This window comes from Butyricicoccus sp. AM05-1 (assembly GCF_003474415.1).
Lineage (GTDB): Bacteria > Bacillota > Clostridia > Oscillospirales > Butyricicoccaceae > Agathobaculum > Agathobaculum butyriciproducens.
Genome location: NZ_QUDG01000002.1, coordinates 127,513 through 142,394 on the forward strand (window position 1 = coordinate 127,513; position 14,882 = coordinate 142,394).

At 56.8% G+C, this 14,882-nt stretch carries 12 protein-coding genes and 6 tRNA genes; 12 read left to right on the forward strand and 6 right to left on the reverse strand.

Going from position 1 to position 14,882, the window contains the following annotated elements:
- Window positions 1–42 precede the first annotated feature (42 nt).
- The 5 genes from truA to DW088_RS04600 all read left to right on the forward strand — a co-directional run bounded on the left by truA (window position 43) and on the right by DW088_RS04600 (window position 5,444).
- Window positions 43–819: a tRNA pseudouridine(38-40) synthase TruA gene (truA, locus tag DW088_RS04580; protein WP_243029786.1), complete on the forward strand. Its 777-nt coding sequence runs from the start codon at window positions 43–45 to the stop codon at window positions 817–819.
- Window positions 820–883: 64 nt separating this feature from the next.
- Window positions 884–2,137, forward strand: coding sequence for a DUF5711 family protein (locus DW088_RS04585; RefSeq protein ID WP_118359857.1), 1,254 nt, complete (start codon window positions 884–886; stop codon window positions 2,135–2,137).
- Window positions 2,124–2,750, forward strand: coding sequence for a CvpA family protein (locus DW088_RS04590; protein ID WP_158574610.1), 627 nt, complete (start codon window positions 2,124–2,126; stop codon window positions 2,748–2,750). Before DW088_RS04585 ends, DW088_RS04590 begins: the two co-directional genes overlap by 14 nt.
- 57 nt (window positions 2,751–2,807) lie before the next feature.
- On the forward strand, window positions 2,808–5,090 hold the full coding sequence (locus DW088_RS04595; RefSeq protein WP_118359861.1) for an ATP-dependent Clp protease ATP-binding subunit: 2,283 nt from the start codon (window positions 2,808–2,810) through the stop codon (window positions 5,088–5,090).
- A gap of 99 nt (window positions 5,091–5,189) precedes the next feature.
- The gene (locus DW088_RS04600) at window positions 5,190–5,444 is read left to right on the forward strand and encodes a DUF4177 domain-containing protein (RefSeq protein ID WP_181967608.1); all 255 of its coding nucleotides are present in this window, start codon (window positions 5,190–5,192) and stop codon (window positions 5,442–5,444) included.
- 34 nt (window positions 5,445–5,478) lie between these two features.
- Here the strand turns inward: DW088_RS04600 and DW088_RS04605 are convergent, their stop codons facing one another.
- Together DW088_RS04605 and DW088_RS04610 are read right to left on the reverse strand one after the other, a co-directional pair.
- Window positions 5,479–7,131 carry a sensor histidine kinase gene (locus DW088_RS04605; RefSeq protein WP_118359863.1) on the reverse strand — a complete coding sequence of 551 codons (1,653 nt, stop codon included), beginning with the start codon at window positions 7,129–7,131 and terminating at the stop codon, window positions 5,479–5,481.
- Window positions 7,115–7,813 (reverse strand): response regulator transcription factor, encoded by a 699-nt coding sequence (locus tag DW088_RS04610; protein ID WP_118359865.1) that lies wholly within the window; start codon window positions 7,811–7,813, stop codon window positions 7,115–7,117. Before DW088_RS04610 ends, DW088_RS04605 begins: the two co-directional genes overlap by 17 nt.
- 155 nt (window positions 7,814–7,968) lie before the next feature.
- Between DW088_RS04610 and DW088_RS04615 the strand changes: the two genes are divergently transcribed.
- From DW088_RS04615 to DW088_RS04640, 6 genes are all read left to right on the forward strand, one after another.
- Window positions 7,969–8,042: transfer RNA gene (locus DW088_RS04615), tRNA-Gly, on the forward strand.
- 32 nt (window positions 8,043–8,074) lie between these two features.
- Window positions 8,075–8,151, forward strand: a tRNA-Arg gene (locus tag DW088_RS04620).
- 26 nt (window positions 8,152–8,177) lie between these two features.
- Window positions 8,178–8,254 (forward strand) — tRNA-His (locus DW088_RS04625).
- A gap of 71 nt (window positions 8,255–8,325) precedes the next feature.
- Window positions 8,326–8,400, forward strand: a tRNA-Gln gene (locus DW088_RS04630).
- 165 nt (window positions 8,401–8,565) lie between these two features.
- Window positions 8,566–8,641, forward strand: a tRNA-Lys gene (locus tag DW088_RS04635).
- 4 nt (window positions 8,642–8,645) lie between these two features.
- Window positions 8,646–8,721 (forward strand) — tRNA-Val (locus DW088_RS04640).
- A 655-nt stretch (window positions 8,722–9,376) separates the two neighbouring features.
- Here the strand turns inward: DW088_RS04640 and DW088_RS04645 are convergent.
- The 3 genes from DW088_RS04645 to DW088_RS04655 all read right to left on the reverse strand — a co-directional run bounded on the left by DW088_RS04645 (window position 9,377) and on the right by DW088_RS04655 (window position 13,240).
- On the reverse strand, window positions 9,377–10,315 hold the full coding sequence (locus tag DW088_RS04645; RefSeq protein ID WP_118359867.1) for a hypothetical protein: 939 nt from the start codon (window positions 10,313–10,315) through the stop codon (window positions 9,377–9,379).
- Between the two features lie 118 nt (window positions 10,316–10,433).
- Window positions 10,434–10,700 (reverse strand): metal-sensing transcriptional repressor, encoded by a 267-nt coding sequence (locus tag DW088_RS04650; RefSeq protein WP_110435290.1) that lies wholly within the window; start codon window positions 10,698–10,700, stop codon window positions 10,434–10,436.
- Complete coding sequence (locus tag DW088_RS04655) at window positions 10,697–13,240, reverse strand: heavy metal translocating P-type ATPase (RefSeq protein ID WP_118359869.1); 2,544 nt, start codon at window positions 13,238–13,240, stop codon at window positions 10,697–10,699. The genes DW088_RS04650 and DW088_RS04655 overlap by 4 nt, the downstream gene beginning before the upstream one ends.
- Window positions 13,241–13,507: 267 nt before the next feature.
- Between DW088_RS04655 and DW088_RS04660 the strand changes: the two genes are divergently transcribed.
- On the forward strand, window positions 13,508–14,014 hold the full coding sequence (locus DW088_RS04660) for a DUF2798 domain-containing protein (RefSeq protein ID WP_118359871.1): 507 nt from the start codon (window positions 13,508–13,510) through the stop codon (window positions 14,012–14,014).
- Between the two features lie 470 nt (window positions 14,015–14,484).
- On the opposite strand, the gene panD is transcribed toward DW088_RS04660, so the two are convergent.
- On the reverse strand, window positions 14,485–14,880 hold the full coding sequence (gene panD / locus DW088_RS04665) for an aspartate 1-decarboxylase (RefSeq protein WP_117751412.1): 396 nt from the start codon (window positions 14,878–14,880) through the stop codon (window positions 14,485–14,487).
- Window positions 14,881–14,882: the final 2 nt, after the last annotated feature.

A 14,882-nucleotide genomic window follows, 5' to 3' on the forward strand; every position in this document is an offset into this window, starting at 1 on the left:
CATTCTCAATTCTCCATTCACGACCCACTAAGAGTAACTGAAATGATGAAAAATATTGCAGTAGTGCTGTCTTACGACGGCACCCATTATAACGGCTGGCAGATTCAGAAAAACGGTCCTTCGATTCAGGAGAGCATGGAGGACGCGATTTTCCATCTGCTGAAGCAAAAAGTTCATGTTTCCGGTGTCGGACGCACAGATTCCGGCGTTCATGCCCGCCGGTATGTGGCAAACTTCCACGCAGACTGCACGATCCCGATGGACCGTCTGCCGTATGCGCTGAGCAGCTTTCTGCCCGAGGACATTGCGGTTTCCGGCGCAGTCGAGGTTCCCGAGGACTTCGATGCGCGCTTCAACTGTACCAAAAAGGAATACGCCTATTATCTGTTCCCTTCCACCCTGCGGGACCCGTTCCACGCGCGGTACGCATATCGGTACAATTATCCGCTGGATATTACAAAAATGCAGGAAGGCGCACAGTATTTTGTCGGCAAGCAGGACTTTGCATCCGTGAGAAGTCAGGGCACACCGGTCAAGAGCACGGTTCGCACCATTTTCTGGTGCGAGGTGGAGCCGGTGGATGACCTCATCCGCATCCGCGTCTGCGGCGATGGTTTTCTGTACAACATGGTCCGCGCGATTGCGGGCACGCTGACGTATGTCGGCGGCGGCAAGCTGGCGCCCGAGCAAGTGCGCGACGTACTGCTCGCCTGCGACAGAGAGCAGGCCGGACCGACCCTGCCTGCCTGCGGTCTGTTCATGAACCGCCTGTGGTACGACGATACACCCGAACTGGACAGATTCCGCCTGTCGGACTGACAATTTTCAAGTTTTATTCACATTTTCACCCACAAAACACGCTACAATAAGGAGGCGGGATTTCATGAGCGAACAGAACCCAAAGCAGAATATCATCCGCTTTCCGCTCTCCAGGCGGGAGCGCCGTCAGCGCCTGCTCGACAGCAAGGACGCGCGTATCCGCACGACCGCTCTGCTCCGCATGCTCTGCGGCTGGGCTCTGGTGCTGGGAACAGCCCTGTTCCTGATCGCCAACTACCGTATTTTTACGCCGACCTCGCTGCGCACGCTCGGCAGCTACATTGCGGCCGGTATTCGCTCGCATGACGGCGATATCACCACCATCAACTACGAAAATGAGACCTTCAGCGACGGTGCGCTGTTTGAATCCGGTCTGGCGTACGCGGACAGTGACGCGCTGTTCCTGTCCCGTGCGGGCAGCATGACCACGCTGCGCTATTCGCTCGGCTACTCCGATCCCGCGGTGGAGAGCAGCACGAATCATGTGCTCGTGTACGACCGCGGCGGCGTCAAAGCCGCACTGGTCGGCTCGGCAGGCGCTGTCGCAGAGCTGGAGCTGGAATCCACCATTCTGAACGGTTCGATCGGCCGCAGCGGCCGTTTCGTGCTCACCACCAATGAGCACGGCTACCGTACCGCCGCTGCCGTTTACGACACCGCAGGAAAAGAGGTTTTCAAATACCGTGCATCGGAATACTATATTGTATCCGCCGTACTCTCGCCGGACTGCAATACGCTCGGCATTCTCGCCTTTCGGCAGAAGGGCGTAACGCTCGAATCCCATGTGCTGTTCTTTGATGTGTCCTCCGGCAAGCAGGTTTCGGACACCGCACTGACTGACGCGCTCGGTGTAACGCTCACTTATTCCGAGAACAACGCCGCCATCGCGCTGTGCGACACCGGCCTGTATCATGTCACCCGCAGAGGCACGGTCGATGTGCTGCTCGAGCTCAGCTCGCAGGATCTGATCGCCACTGCCTCTCAGGGCAGTACGATGGCTGTCGCTGTGCGCTCCTACCTGAACGATGCACGCAGCGACCTCTATACCGTCCGCAACGGCAGTCTGCACGGTCCGTTCGCACTGACCGAGGAGCCGACGGCGCTTGCCGTCTCCAACGCCGGTACGGCGGTGCTGTCTGCGTCCGGCGTTACGGTCTACAACACCTCCGCCGAGCCGCAGTGGCACAATGATGACGCTGTCGGCGCACGCCGTGTGCTCATGACCGATGACGGTACGGTTTTCCTGCTCTACAACCGCAACGCGCGTATCTTTACCGCGCATTCCGAACGATCCGAGGAAATACATGCAGATAACTGATATCAACGATTTTATTTCCACAGCGGCGCAGCTGCTCAACGCGCCTGACCTTATCCTCATTGCCGTGCTGCTGGCCAACGTCTGGCTCGGTGCCCGTCGGGGACTGGTCGGTGCGCTGTACGGCGTGATTGGCCGCATCGGTATGATCGCCGCGTCGGTCGCCGCCGCCAAGTATACCGCACCGTATATCGCGCAGTGGGTGGTCGTGCCGGCAGTCGGTCAGCTGTTTGAAAAGCAGGCCGCACTTAAAACCGCTGAAGGCGTGCTGGACGGTCTGCGGCAGAACGTTACCGAAGCGGCTGTCGGCATGTCGGAGAGCATCGCGTTCTCTATGCTTGTGGTGCTGTTCAGCGTGCTGTTCGGACGGCTCATCTGGATTTTCGGCCGCAGCCTCAAACTCATTGTGCGGCGTACACCGCTCAGCGCACTCGATTCTGCAGGCGGCGCACTCATCGGCTTTGTAACCGGCGTTGCATTCGTCTGCATCCTGCTGATTGTGCTGCAGTGGCTGTTCCCGATCACCTACACATCGCTCGGCTATCTCTCGCCGGAGCGTGTCAAGCATACGCTGCTGCTCAAACAGCTAGTGGATGTTTTACCAATCTCCATTTAATGGAGAACACCTTAATTCTCCATTTTCTATTATCAATTCCTAAAAGGAGTTTAACCTATGAATATGCCAATGTGCTCGCGGTGCAAGAAAAACATCGCGGTGGTGTTCATCACCAAAATCGAGGGACCGGATAAGACCACCCAGGAGGGTCTGTGCCTCAAATGTGCACGCGAACTGGGTGTCAAGCCGCTCGACAACATCATGGAGCAAATGGGTATCACCGAGGATGACCTCGAAGCGCTCTCCGGTGAGATCGGCTCCCTGTCCGACCTGAACGACCTGGTTCCCGCCGGTTCGGACGGCACGGACGACGACGCCCCCCATGAGACCGATCCGGTTGCTGCCGGTGCTCTGCCGGGACAGCCCGCAGGCGGCTCTCAGGAGGAGACCCGTACCCGTTCTTCCCGCAAGGAGGACAAAAAGCGTAAATATCTGAACAATTACTGCGAAAATCTGACCCAAAAGGCCGCAGAGGGTCGCATTGACCATATCGTGGGCCGCGACCGCGAGACCGACCGCGTCATTCAGATTTTGAACCGCCGCCAGAAGAATAACCCATGCCTGATCGGCGAACCCGGTGTCGGCAAGACCGCCGTTGCCGAGGGTCTGGCAGTCCGCATCAACGAGGGCCGCATTCCGTTCAAGATGCGCAACAAGGAAGTCCATCTGCTCGACCTGACCGCTCTCGTGGCGGGCACGCAGTTCCGCGGCCAGTTTGAGAGCCGCATGAAGGGCCTGATCGACGAGGTAAAGCGTATCGGCAACATCATCCTTGTCATCGACGAGGTGCACAACATTGTCGGCACCGGCGATTCCGAAGGCTCGATGAACGCCGCAAACATCCTCAAGCCTGCCCTCGCCCGCGGTGACATTCAGGTGATCGGCGCGACCACGCTCAAGGAGTACCGCAAGTATATCGAGAAGGACGCCGCGCTCGAGCGCCGTTTCCAGCCGGTCTATATCGGTGAGCCGTCGGTTGCCGAGACCACCGAGATTTTGAAGGGCATCCGCTCGTACTACGAGACCTTCCACGGCGTTACTGTTTCCGATGAGATGTGCCGCCGTGCCGCTGAGATGAGCGAACGCTATATCACCGACCGTTTTCTGCCGGATAAGGCCATCGACCTGATCGACGAAGCCTGCTCGCGGCTCAATCTGGATTCTCCGCAGCTGTCTGAGATTCCCGAGCTGCAGAACGAGCTTGAGCGCCTGCAGGCACAGCTTGATGAGCTGACCCAGTCCTCTGCCCGCGCCGAGGAGGAGGAGACCTACGCCAAGATCGCCACCTGCCGCAGCCGCATTCTGCAGGTGGAGGCACATCTGCACGAGCTGCTGACCAAGCCTGCACCGCAGGTTGACGAACAGCTTCTGGCTGAGGTGATCGAAATCTGGACCGGCATTCCGGCATCCAAGGTAGCAGCGCAGGAGTCTGCACGCCTGCGCGATATGGAATCCCGCCTGAAATCGCACGTTATCGGTCAGGACGAAGCCGTAGACGCGGTCTGCGCGTCCATCCGCCGCAACCGCGCGGGCATCAGCCCCAAGCGCAAGCCAGCATCCTTCCTGTTCGTCGGCCCGACCGGCGTCGGCAAGACCGAGCTGGTCAAGCAGCTTGCTCTCGACCTGTTCGACTCGCCGGATGCACTCGTGCGTCTCGACATGTCCGAATATATGGAAAAGCACACAGTTTCCCGCCTGATCGGTTCCCCTCCGGGATACGTCGGCTACGATGAAGCCGGTCAGCTGACCGAGAAGATCCGCCGCCGTCCGTACTCTGTCGTTCTGTTCGACGAGATTGAGAAGGCGCATCCGGATGTACTCAATTCTCTGCTGCAGATTCTGGATGACGGCCGTCTGACCGACGCGCAGGGCCGCGTTGTCAGCTTCGAGAACACGGTCATCGTTATGACCTCGAACGCCGGTTCGCAGTCCAATAACACGCCTGCAGGCTTCGGCCGCACCGTGTCTCAGATGAGCAAGGACCGCGTGATGAAGGCTCTTGAAGAAATCATGCGTCCGGAGTTTCTCAACCGCATTGACGAGATTATTGCGTTCAACCAGCTGTCCGAGGATAACTTCCGCCATATCGCTGAGATCATGCTCGGTGAGTTGCGCACCACGCTCGCAGACAAGGATATCCGCCTGACGTGGGACGACAGCCTGCTCGGCCTGCTCACCGAGAAGTCCTACTCGGTCAAGTACGGCGCCCGCAATCTGCGCCGCCTAATCGAAAAGGAGATCGAAAATCCGCTGGCCACCGCCATCGTCACCGGTGATAAGCCGCTGATGGGCGTTCACCTGTCCGCTGAGGACGGCAAGGTTAAGCTGGATACCATCTAACACGTGAAAACCGCCTGAACAGGCGGTTTTCTTTTGCACGCAGATTGACAATCTCTGTCGAATACGATATAATCGTGTAAATTACTGGAGGTGTTATTTATGGATTTCAGCGATTCCTCGACTTTCTCCACCGCATCCGGCAAGGACTATCATTACGTTGTCCTGCAGGTTACTTTGAAGGAAAAATTTCTCGGCACCGGTTCCGGCAACCTGACCGAACTGGAAGAAGCGATTAACCATCAAGCGCAAAAGGGTTATCGCCTGCACACGATTACTACATCGAACGGCGGCAGCAAGGGTCTGATGGGCGGCGACCGCATTCAGGCAACCATGGTATTCGAAAAGGTTATTTAACAAAGCAAAAACCGCTCTTTCGAGCGGTTTTTTGTTATTTATCGGCAAATCGGAACCAGAACTTCGGTCCGATTTCGGTATTCTCCGCTCCGCAGGCGTATCCATGCAGATCGAACACGGTTTTCGCAATCGACAGTCCCAGTCCGTCGCCTTTTGCGCTGCGCGACGGATCGGCCTGATAATACGCCTCCCACAGCCGCGGCAGCGCGTCCGCCGGAATGGCTTCGCCGGTGTTTGTCACCGAGAGCACACCGTCTGCGAGGTACACCATGATGCAGCCGCCCTCCGGCGTGTGCTGCACGGCATTCTCGAGCAGTGCGTCCAGTGCCCGCGCAAGCAGTGCCCTGTCTGCATTGACCTCAAATTTGTCCTGTGCTGCAAATTCGGTGCAGATGGTGGAATCGGCCGGCAGAGCCGCCTGCAGGCGCTCCTGCGCCAATTCTGCCAGAGAAAATGCGGTTCGCCGCAAAGCCTTTGCGCCGGTCTCCAATCTCGACAGTTCGAGCATGTGCCGCACACTGCCGTCCATCCGCTGCGCCTGCTGCTGAATGACACCCAGATAGTGCGCCTGCTTTTCTGGTGCAAGGTTGTCACCGAGCAGCTCGGCGGTGGCGCTGAGCACGGAGAGCGGCGTTTTCAGCTCGTGCGCGAGCGCGGCGGTCGTTTCACGGCGTACCCGCTCTACACGCTCCTGTTTACGCCAGACGCGCAGCTGCGCACCGGACAGCACTGCCGCGCAGAATAGCGCCAGCACCAGACTGAACGCCCATACGGGAATCAGTACCGGCAGCAAGGCTTTGAGCGGATATCCTTCCGCCGCATAGGACACCAGCACAGCGCCGCTTTCCGCAAACGGACAATATCTAATCGTCCGCCGGTACGTTCGCACGAGCCACAGCTTCTCGACCGTTTGGCTGCTGTTTGTGCGGCTCGGGTATTCTGCCCATTCCCGCAGCGCCTGCCGCGCGGGCGAGGACAGGGATTCCGCAATCTGTTCGGTCGTGGCGCCGTTCGGTCCGGGGCACACCAAGCGATTACAACTCATGGTTTTCAGCGTCAGACCTTTCACCTGCTCCGCGTCATATGCGCATTCAATCGTGCGCACCTCTCCGGTCGGCTCCCAAGTGCCGCTCTTGGTCGGCTCGATCGTGATGGATTTCAGATAGGCGTCATCGCGGTATCCGGGCACGCTGTCCGTCCACGCCTCAAAGGTCATCTTCGGCAGCGATTCTATTTTCGACTCGCCTGTGCCCGCACCCGCAAGAACCGCCTCGCACACCTCGCGCGGCTGACCGCTCATATCCACGCGGTACAGGTTGTCTCCCTCGATCAACTCAAGCCACCAGCGGTTGCTTTGCAGAACTTTGCCGGATTTCAGGTCGGTGATAGCGGTCTCGATGATCTGCAGATTGGGCGGGTCTGCGCTGTCCGCCATGAATACCGGCTTGCTCAATCGTCTGCGCAGTTCCGTCTCGTCCGTCGTGTCATAGCTCGAGGGATCAAGCAAAAAATAGGTATCCTCTCCCATCAGCTTGTCCGATTTGCTTTCCATTTCCGCCAGCATGAGCTTTGCACGCTGCTGCGACAGCAGGACGGTGAACACCGCCATCACTGCCAGCCAGAATGCAAGGAAGCCCGCGCCGATTCGTGTGAAAAAGCTCCAAAAGGTTCTACGTTTGGTTTTCATCTCCGTCCACCTCCAGCTTGTAGCCGCGCTTTACCACGGTTTTGATACAGTCCGCATGCGGACCGAGTGCTCGGCGCAGCTTTTTGATGTGCCCGTCGATCACGCGGTCCGTGCCGTCAAAATCCCAGCCCCACGCAAGATTAAGCAGCTCGTCCCGGGTCAGCACGCGGTTTTTGCGCTCCATCAGCGCCCGCAGCAAAGCAAATTCCTTGGGCGGCAGGTCGATGCGCCTGCCGTCCGCTGTGACAATCCCCCGTTCCGGGTCAAGTGACAGGAAACCCGCTGTCAGCGTATTCCCGGCGCCGAGGCCCCGCGCCCGCCGCAGAAGCGCCAGTGCCTTGGCGTACAGCACCGCCAGCGAAAACGGCTTGACAACGTAATCATCCGCACCGAGGCCGTAGCCGTGCAGCTTGTCCTGCTCGTCCTCGCGCGCCGTGACGAACAGAATGGGCGCGTCTCCCTGCTGCCGTGCTGCGCGGCACAGCGCGAAGCCGTCCGTGCCCGGCAGCATGATGTCGAGCAGCAGCAGGTTGAACCGCCGGGTCTCGATCAGGTGCAGCGCCGTGTCGCCGTCCGGCGCAGGCACGACCGTAAAATCACCGCCGCTCTTTGCGGTGAAGTAGTCGGTCAGCACCTCCCGCATGGCCTGCTCGTCCTCGGCCAGTAAGATCGTTGCTTTCATGCTCTCTCCCTCCTTTGATTACAGTATAGCATGACCATCTGCCCTTTTGATGTTCTTTGCAAATTTGGCCGAAAAAAGTTTTTCAAAAAAATTTGAAAAAAGATGTTGACATTATAGGGTTTTATTGATATACTAAATGAGCGTCAGAAAGACCCGCGGGTGTAGTTCAATGGTAGAATGTCAGCCTTCCAAGCTGAACACGTGGGTTCGATTCCCATCACCCGCTCCATTTTCTTCGAATGGGTTTGTCGGAATTGATATGCGCCAGTAGCTCAGCCGGATAGAGCAACTGCCTTCTAAGCAGTAGGCCGGGGGTTCGAATCCCTCCTGGCGTGCCATTTCCGTCGGCTGCAAACTTTATATGGTGGGTATAGCTCAGTTGGTTAGAGCATCGGATTGTGGTTCCGAGGGTCGAGGGTTCGAGTCCCTTTACCCACCCCATATAACCCTGTGACGCGCTGCGAACGCAGCGCGTTATCTTTAGGGTAACGCTGTTTCGAGCAAACGAATACGGGGGCGTCGCCAAGCGGTAAGGCATCGGCCTTTGACGCCGACATTCGCTGGTTCGAATCCAGCCGTCCCTGCCATTACGGCAGATTTTGAATCCTCGGATTCGAAAGGCGGCTCTTGGCAATATGCCGGTGGCATATTGTAACCGCCGTGACTTTTGCCGCAGCAAAAGCGAATCCAGCCGTCCCTGCCATTACGGCATACGACTTAATTTCATACTCAGCGCAAAACTTTTTTGACCTGACCCAGTAGCTCAGTCGGCAGAGCACCTGCCTTTTAAGCAGGGTGTCCGGGGTTCGAATCCCCGCTGGGTCACCAAAATGGAAGTTTAGCTCAGCTGGGAGAGCATCTGCCTTACAAGCAGAGGGTCACAGGTTCGAGCCCTGTAACTTCCACCATCAAGCACTCATTGTAAGATGAGTGCTTTTTCTTTGCCTTTTTTTGCAGCTGGGTTCGTCATCTGCCAACCGGCAGAGGGTCACAGGTTCGAGCCCTGTAACTTCCACCATCAAGCACTTACGAAAGTAAGTGCTTTTTCTTTTTATCTTTAGCAGAGGCCATTCTCGACACCGGTTTTGCTTGGCACACGAGGCGCGTATGCGCTACGCCCTGTCCGGGCGGCAGCTTTTTCAGCACCGGCTGAGCGGAGTACTCGAACTGCGTAAGCGTATTCGTCCCTAACGGACTGGATGTTTTTCGCTGAGATTCAGCGGGGATGTGCCTACCCGGCAGGGGCACAAGAGGGTAGACACCTACGGTTTCCACCCTCTGATTTTCATCCCTTTCCCTTGTTTGTTAGTCTGGCGCAGACCAGAGACCGGCGACCGCTCCGAAATGGGGAACGGCAGTCGGGTTACTCTACCGTATCTTTCGTGAAATATTCGCAGTTCACAGACAGCGTACTGCTGCACATACGGTTAAGGCCATACCGCAAGCGCGACACGAGGTGAATCGCCGAAGAGCAAGAGAGGGGCCCTGGGTGATAACAGTGTTGCACAACTCGTCGGTCTGGTGGCGATGGACAACACCTGCGAATCTAACAATTAGTACAATCTACCCCGCAGGGTGCGCTGAGGTCGGTACATCATCCGGAATGTCAACGGTCGGCTTGCTGCTGCCGCCGCCACCGCCGGACGATCTGCGGGTCCATACGCCGATCAGCTTGACATCCTGCTGAATGTCCTTGATCTCGGTTACAACATCACCACTACCGTTGATCCGCCAGCCGCTGAACGTGTAGCGGCTCTGCGAGGTGGTCTGTACCGGTGCTACGGTGTAGCTGCCGTTCATCTTAACCTTGGCTGCCGCCGGAACTGCGCCTGCATCAGACGGAATGTCGCCGGTTACTTCGTAGGTTACGCTGCAGAACTGACCGTGTGCAGCCTTGAGCGCCAGTGCATCGGAAACATCCTCTTCGCTAACCGTGTATTCATCAGCGTAGTAGGCATCGCCTTTACCATCACCGTTCCAGCTCTTGTAGGCATTGTCCGTCAGCTTTTCCTTGCCGTCGTGATACCAGCCTACGATTGGGTGCTCTTCTTTGCAGTCATCCAGAATCCAGCCGTCACCAACAGGTGCAAAGGTGAGGACAGGCGGATTGTAGCTTGCACTATCTGCAACATACGTGGTGCTATCAATATCATCACCTGCTGTTTGCGCATGATTGTTATACAGCTTTGCTCCATCAGAAACGGTAATCTTTCCATAATTCTGAATACCGCCGCCATACGATGCTTTACTACCATTATTCATGATAACAGTGCCTGCGCCAACATAAACTTCGCCACCGTTTCTGATTGCAGAAACAGCATTGTCAACCAAATTTACGGTTGCATTATCTGCAAATCGGACATTTGCGTTAGCCGGATCAGCGGTTCCTATAGCCAGAGCACCGATATAGTAACCCTCTACGACTTCCTTGGATACAGAATTACCGGTGCCGGTAATTGTCAGCGCTGTACCGTTCTGTGCATCAACTTTGCCGCCGTACATGAAGATACCGCTGTGAGCGTTATCCTTATTTGCTTGTAATTTTTGTACAGCCTGTATAAACTGCAGAAAACTTCAATTTTCAGGCAAAAAGGACGTGCCTTTTGGCACGTCCTTCCGTTTACGCTTTATCCAGCAGCTTGATGATCTCTGCGATCTTCTGCTCACGCTCGTTCTGATCTCCGGTCTCAAACGCATCCTGCACACAGCCGGAAAGATGTCCGCGAAGAACCTCTCTCTGCGCCTTATGCACCAGCGATTCCACCGCCTGCAGCTGCATCATAATATCCATGCAGTAGCGGTTGTCCTCGATCATTTTGAGCACGCCGTCGATCTGCCCGCGCGCGGTCCTGAGCAGCGGCTCGACCTTTTTACGATCTGCCATCATTTGATGTCAACCACCTTATAGCCCGCCTCGGTGACGGCTGCGGTCAGAACGGCATCCTCCGGCAGCGTTTTGCCCGAAACGACTGCCTTGCCTGCATCCAGATCGACCGCAACATCACAGCCGGCTGCTGCACCCTCGAGCGCCTTTTTGACATGTGCCACGCAGTGCTGACACATCATGCCCTTAACCTTGATTGTCTTTTCCATAACATTTTCCTCCTTTTTATATGCCGTAAGCGGCTTTTCGCCGCTTACGGGCAAAACAGCAGGCGTCCCCGCCGTTTTTCTCGGTGTTGCGCTGAAAAAGCGCAGGCGCAGCGCGTTCGAGACCACACAGACGGACGACAGGCTCATTGCCGCCGCGCCAATCATCGGACTGAGCTTGATGCCGAACGGCACCCACAGCAGACCCGCCGCAATCGGAATGCCGATGCAGTTGTAGAAGAACGCCCAGAACAGGTTCTGGCGAATGTTGCGCATAGTCCGGCGCGACAGCCGGATGGCGTCCACCGCGTCCATCAGGTCGCTCTTCATCAGCACAACGTCAGCAGACGAGATAGCCACGTCCGTGCCTGCACCAATCGCAATGCCGACATCGGCACGCGCAAGCGCCGGTGCATCGTTGATGCCGTCACCGATCATGGCAACCTTGCGATCCTTGCCCTGCTTTTCGCGCACGATGCGCTCCTTGTCCTGCGGGAGCACCTCAGCGATCACATCGGTCACGCCAAGCTCGGACGCGATAGACTGGGCGGTTTTCTTATTGTCGCCGGTGAGCAGCGTTACGTCGATGTGCATGCTGCGCAGCGCTTCGACTGCCGCCTTGCTGGTCGGCTTGAGCACATCAGCGACCGCAAAAATACCGACAATCTGACGGTTTGCCGCAAAGAACAGCGGCGTTTTGCCTGCTGCGGCAAACTCATCGCCCAGCTTCTGCATTGAGCCGGACAGCGCGAGACCGTTGGCGAGCAGCATGCGGCGGTTGCCCGCAAAGCACGGCACGCCGTCCACGGATGCGCGAATGCCCTGCCCCTCGAGCATCTCAAAGTCGGTAACCGAACGCTCCTGCGCGTTCTTCTCGCGTGCATAGCGCACAATGGCGTCCGCCAGCGGATGGTCGCTGCGGCTCTCGAGTGACAGCGCCAGTGAGAGCAGGTCAGCCGACTCCACACCGAAGGATTTTACGTCGGTTACGACCGGACGTCCTTCGGTTACGGTGCCGGTCTTATCCATAATAACTGCGTTTACGTTGTGCAGATTCTCGAGCGCCTCCGCCGACTGGAACAGCACGCCGTTTTTCGCACCGACACCTGTGCCGACCATGATAGCGACCGGCGTAGCCAGTCCCAGTGCGCACGGGCACGAGATGACCAGAACCGAAATCGCGCGTGTGAGCGCAAAGCTCGGCGTTTCGCCAGCCAGCAGCCAGATGATTGCCGTCACGAGCGCAATACCCATAACGACCGGCACGAACACGCCTGCCACCTTATCCGCCAGCTTGGCGATCGGCGCCTTGGACGCGCCTGCCTCCTCTACCAGACGGATGATCTGGCTCAGAGTCGTATCGTCACCGACACGCAATGCCTTCATGACAACATAGCCGCTCTTGGACACGGTAGCACCGATCACGGTGTCGCCGACATGCTTTTCGACCGGCATGCTCTCACCGGTGATGGCGCTTTCGTCCAGATACGCGCTGCCCTCGGTGATCTCGCCGTCAACCGGCACGGACTGACCGCCGCGCACGATAACGAGGTCGCCAACCTGTACCTGCTCAATCGGCAGCTGCATGGTCTGACCGCCACGAATGACCTCGGCGGTCTGCGGACGCAGGTCCATCAGTGCCGCGATGGCTTCGCCTGTCTTGCGCTTGGCACGCGCTTCAAAGAACTTGCCGAGCGTTACCAGCGTCAAAATCATGCCTGCGGACTCAAAATACAGGTCGTGCATAAAGCTGTGGGCTGCCTCAGGCGTGGGCGCGAGAGCGATTTGAATCAGCGCGTAAATGCCGTACACGAGCGCCGCACCCGAGCCGACGGCGATGAGCGCGTCCATAGTCGGGGCACGGTGCAGCAGCGTTTTGAAGCCGTTGATATAATATTTGCGATTGATAATGACAATCGGCAGCGTGAGGATCAGCTCCGTGAGCGCCAGATTGAACATGCCGTCCATGCCTGCCGCATAGGGCGGCAGCGGCAGCCCGACCATCTCGCCCATCGAGAAGTACATCAGGACAAGCATGAAAATCGCCGAAACGATAATACGGGTCTTCATTTCCTTCAGCTCCTCGTCCGCCTGCGGGCTTTGCGCCGGAGCCGAGGTCTGCCTGCCGTCGTCCACCGCAGCCGTGTAGCCGCCGGACTCGACCGCCTTTATAATCGTCTGTGCGTCGCACGCGTTTTCGTCGTACTCGACCGCCATGCTGCCGGCGAGCAGATTTACCTGCACGCCGCTGACACCCGGCACCGCCGAGACACTTTTCTCCACATGGGCGGAGCAGGCCGCGCAGCTCATGCCGCCCACCCGAAACCGTTGTTTCATATCGCATCTCCTATCTGCACCCCTCCCCCAAGGGAGGGGGTTGTCATTTACAGACACAGTATACACCCAGAGAACAGTATTGTCAAGAACGAAGTTAGCCTTGACGAATACCCACAAAATATGGTATGATACTTATAATTAATGGTAGTTGCAGTAGTCCATAGGACGAAGTAGACGAAAGTTTACTTCGTCCTATTTTTTTGCGTTCAGCTGCATTTCTATTCGTTATCAAAAAATATTTCACATACACAAAAAGGAGAAAACAAAATGCCAAAAAACAAATTTCAGGACGTTATTTACACCATTATCATGGCTTCTGTCATGGTATACGGCATGGTAGCGTACAACATCGTGCTGAACACCGGTTCCATGCAGAACTGGGTATTTCTCGCAGTGTTCCACGAGTGGCCGATCATGACTGTTATCGCAATTCTGCTCGAGCTGGTGTTTGTCGGCAAGCTGGCGATGAAGGTTGCATTCCGCCTTGTCAATCCGCGCGAAGCCAGCCAGACCAGCATTATGCTTGCCATCTCGGCTGCATCCGTATGGCTGATGTGCCCGTGCATGAGCTTCTTTGCCACCCTGCTGTTCAAGGACAGCCATAACGCACAGTTCTTTGCAATCTGGGTACAGACCACCGTTATGAACTTCCCGATGGCACTGCTGTGGCAGTTCTTTGCAGCCGGTCCGCTGGTACGCCGTATTTTCGGTCTGCTGTTCCGGGAGAACGCAGACAAGTCCTCTGCGACGGAGATGGAGTCGGTTCAGGGTTAATCTGCTTACTTACGCATAAGGAATGGGTGCTAACCCTTAGCTGGGGTTCCAAAAGGATAGACACCAAGGTTTGCCCGTAGGCCACTAAACCTTGTTCCCACGCCGTGCGTGGATTAGATGAGTACTATCCTCTTGGGACTCCAGTTTCCTTTTATTTGATAGTCTGGCGCAGACCAGAGACCGGCGACCGCTTCGAAAAGAGAAACGGCAAAGGATCTTTTCTTCCGTAGGGGCGCACAGTGTGCGCCCCTTTCTCTACCTCTACGCAGTTCTCGCCTACCCTGCTGCTGCATATACGGTTTACTCTCCGCAGGCGCGACGCAACAGTGTCGCGCAACTCGTTTGCGCGTTGTGATAGACGGCACCTGCGAATATTTTCTTGTGCCTGCGTTTCACCTTACCTCTCTTCACTCTAATCCTCAGCTATGCACCAATGAAAAAGGAGAACCCACCCGGGTTCTCCTTTTTCATTACGCCATATCCTTGAGCAGACCATGCTTCTCATAGGTGGTGGTGCGGACGATCTTATTTTCCTCATCCACGAACACGACCTGCGGCGCATAGCCGTTCTTGACCTCCTCCGGCGTCAGCTGCGCGTACGCCATCAGGATGACCTTATCACCGACGCTGACACAGCGCGCTGCGGCGCCGTTCAGGCAGATCATGCCGCTGCCGCGCTCACCGGCGATGGTATAGGTTTCAAAGCGGTTGCCGTTTTCAATATCCACGATGGCAACCTTCTCGTATTCGTAAATGCCGGCCGCATCCAGCAGATCGGCATCAACCGTGATCGAGCCGACGTAGTTCAGTTCAGCCTGCTTGACCGTTGCACGGTGAATTTTACCCTTGAGCATCTGTACTGTCATGG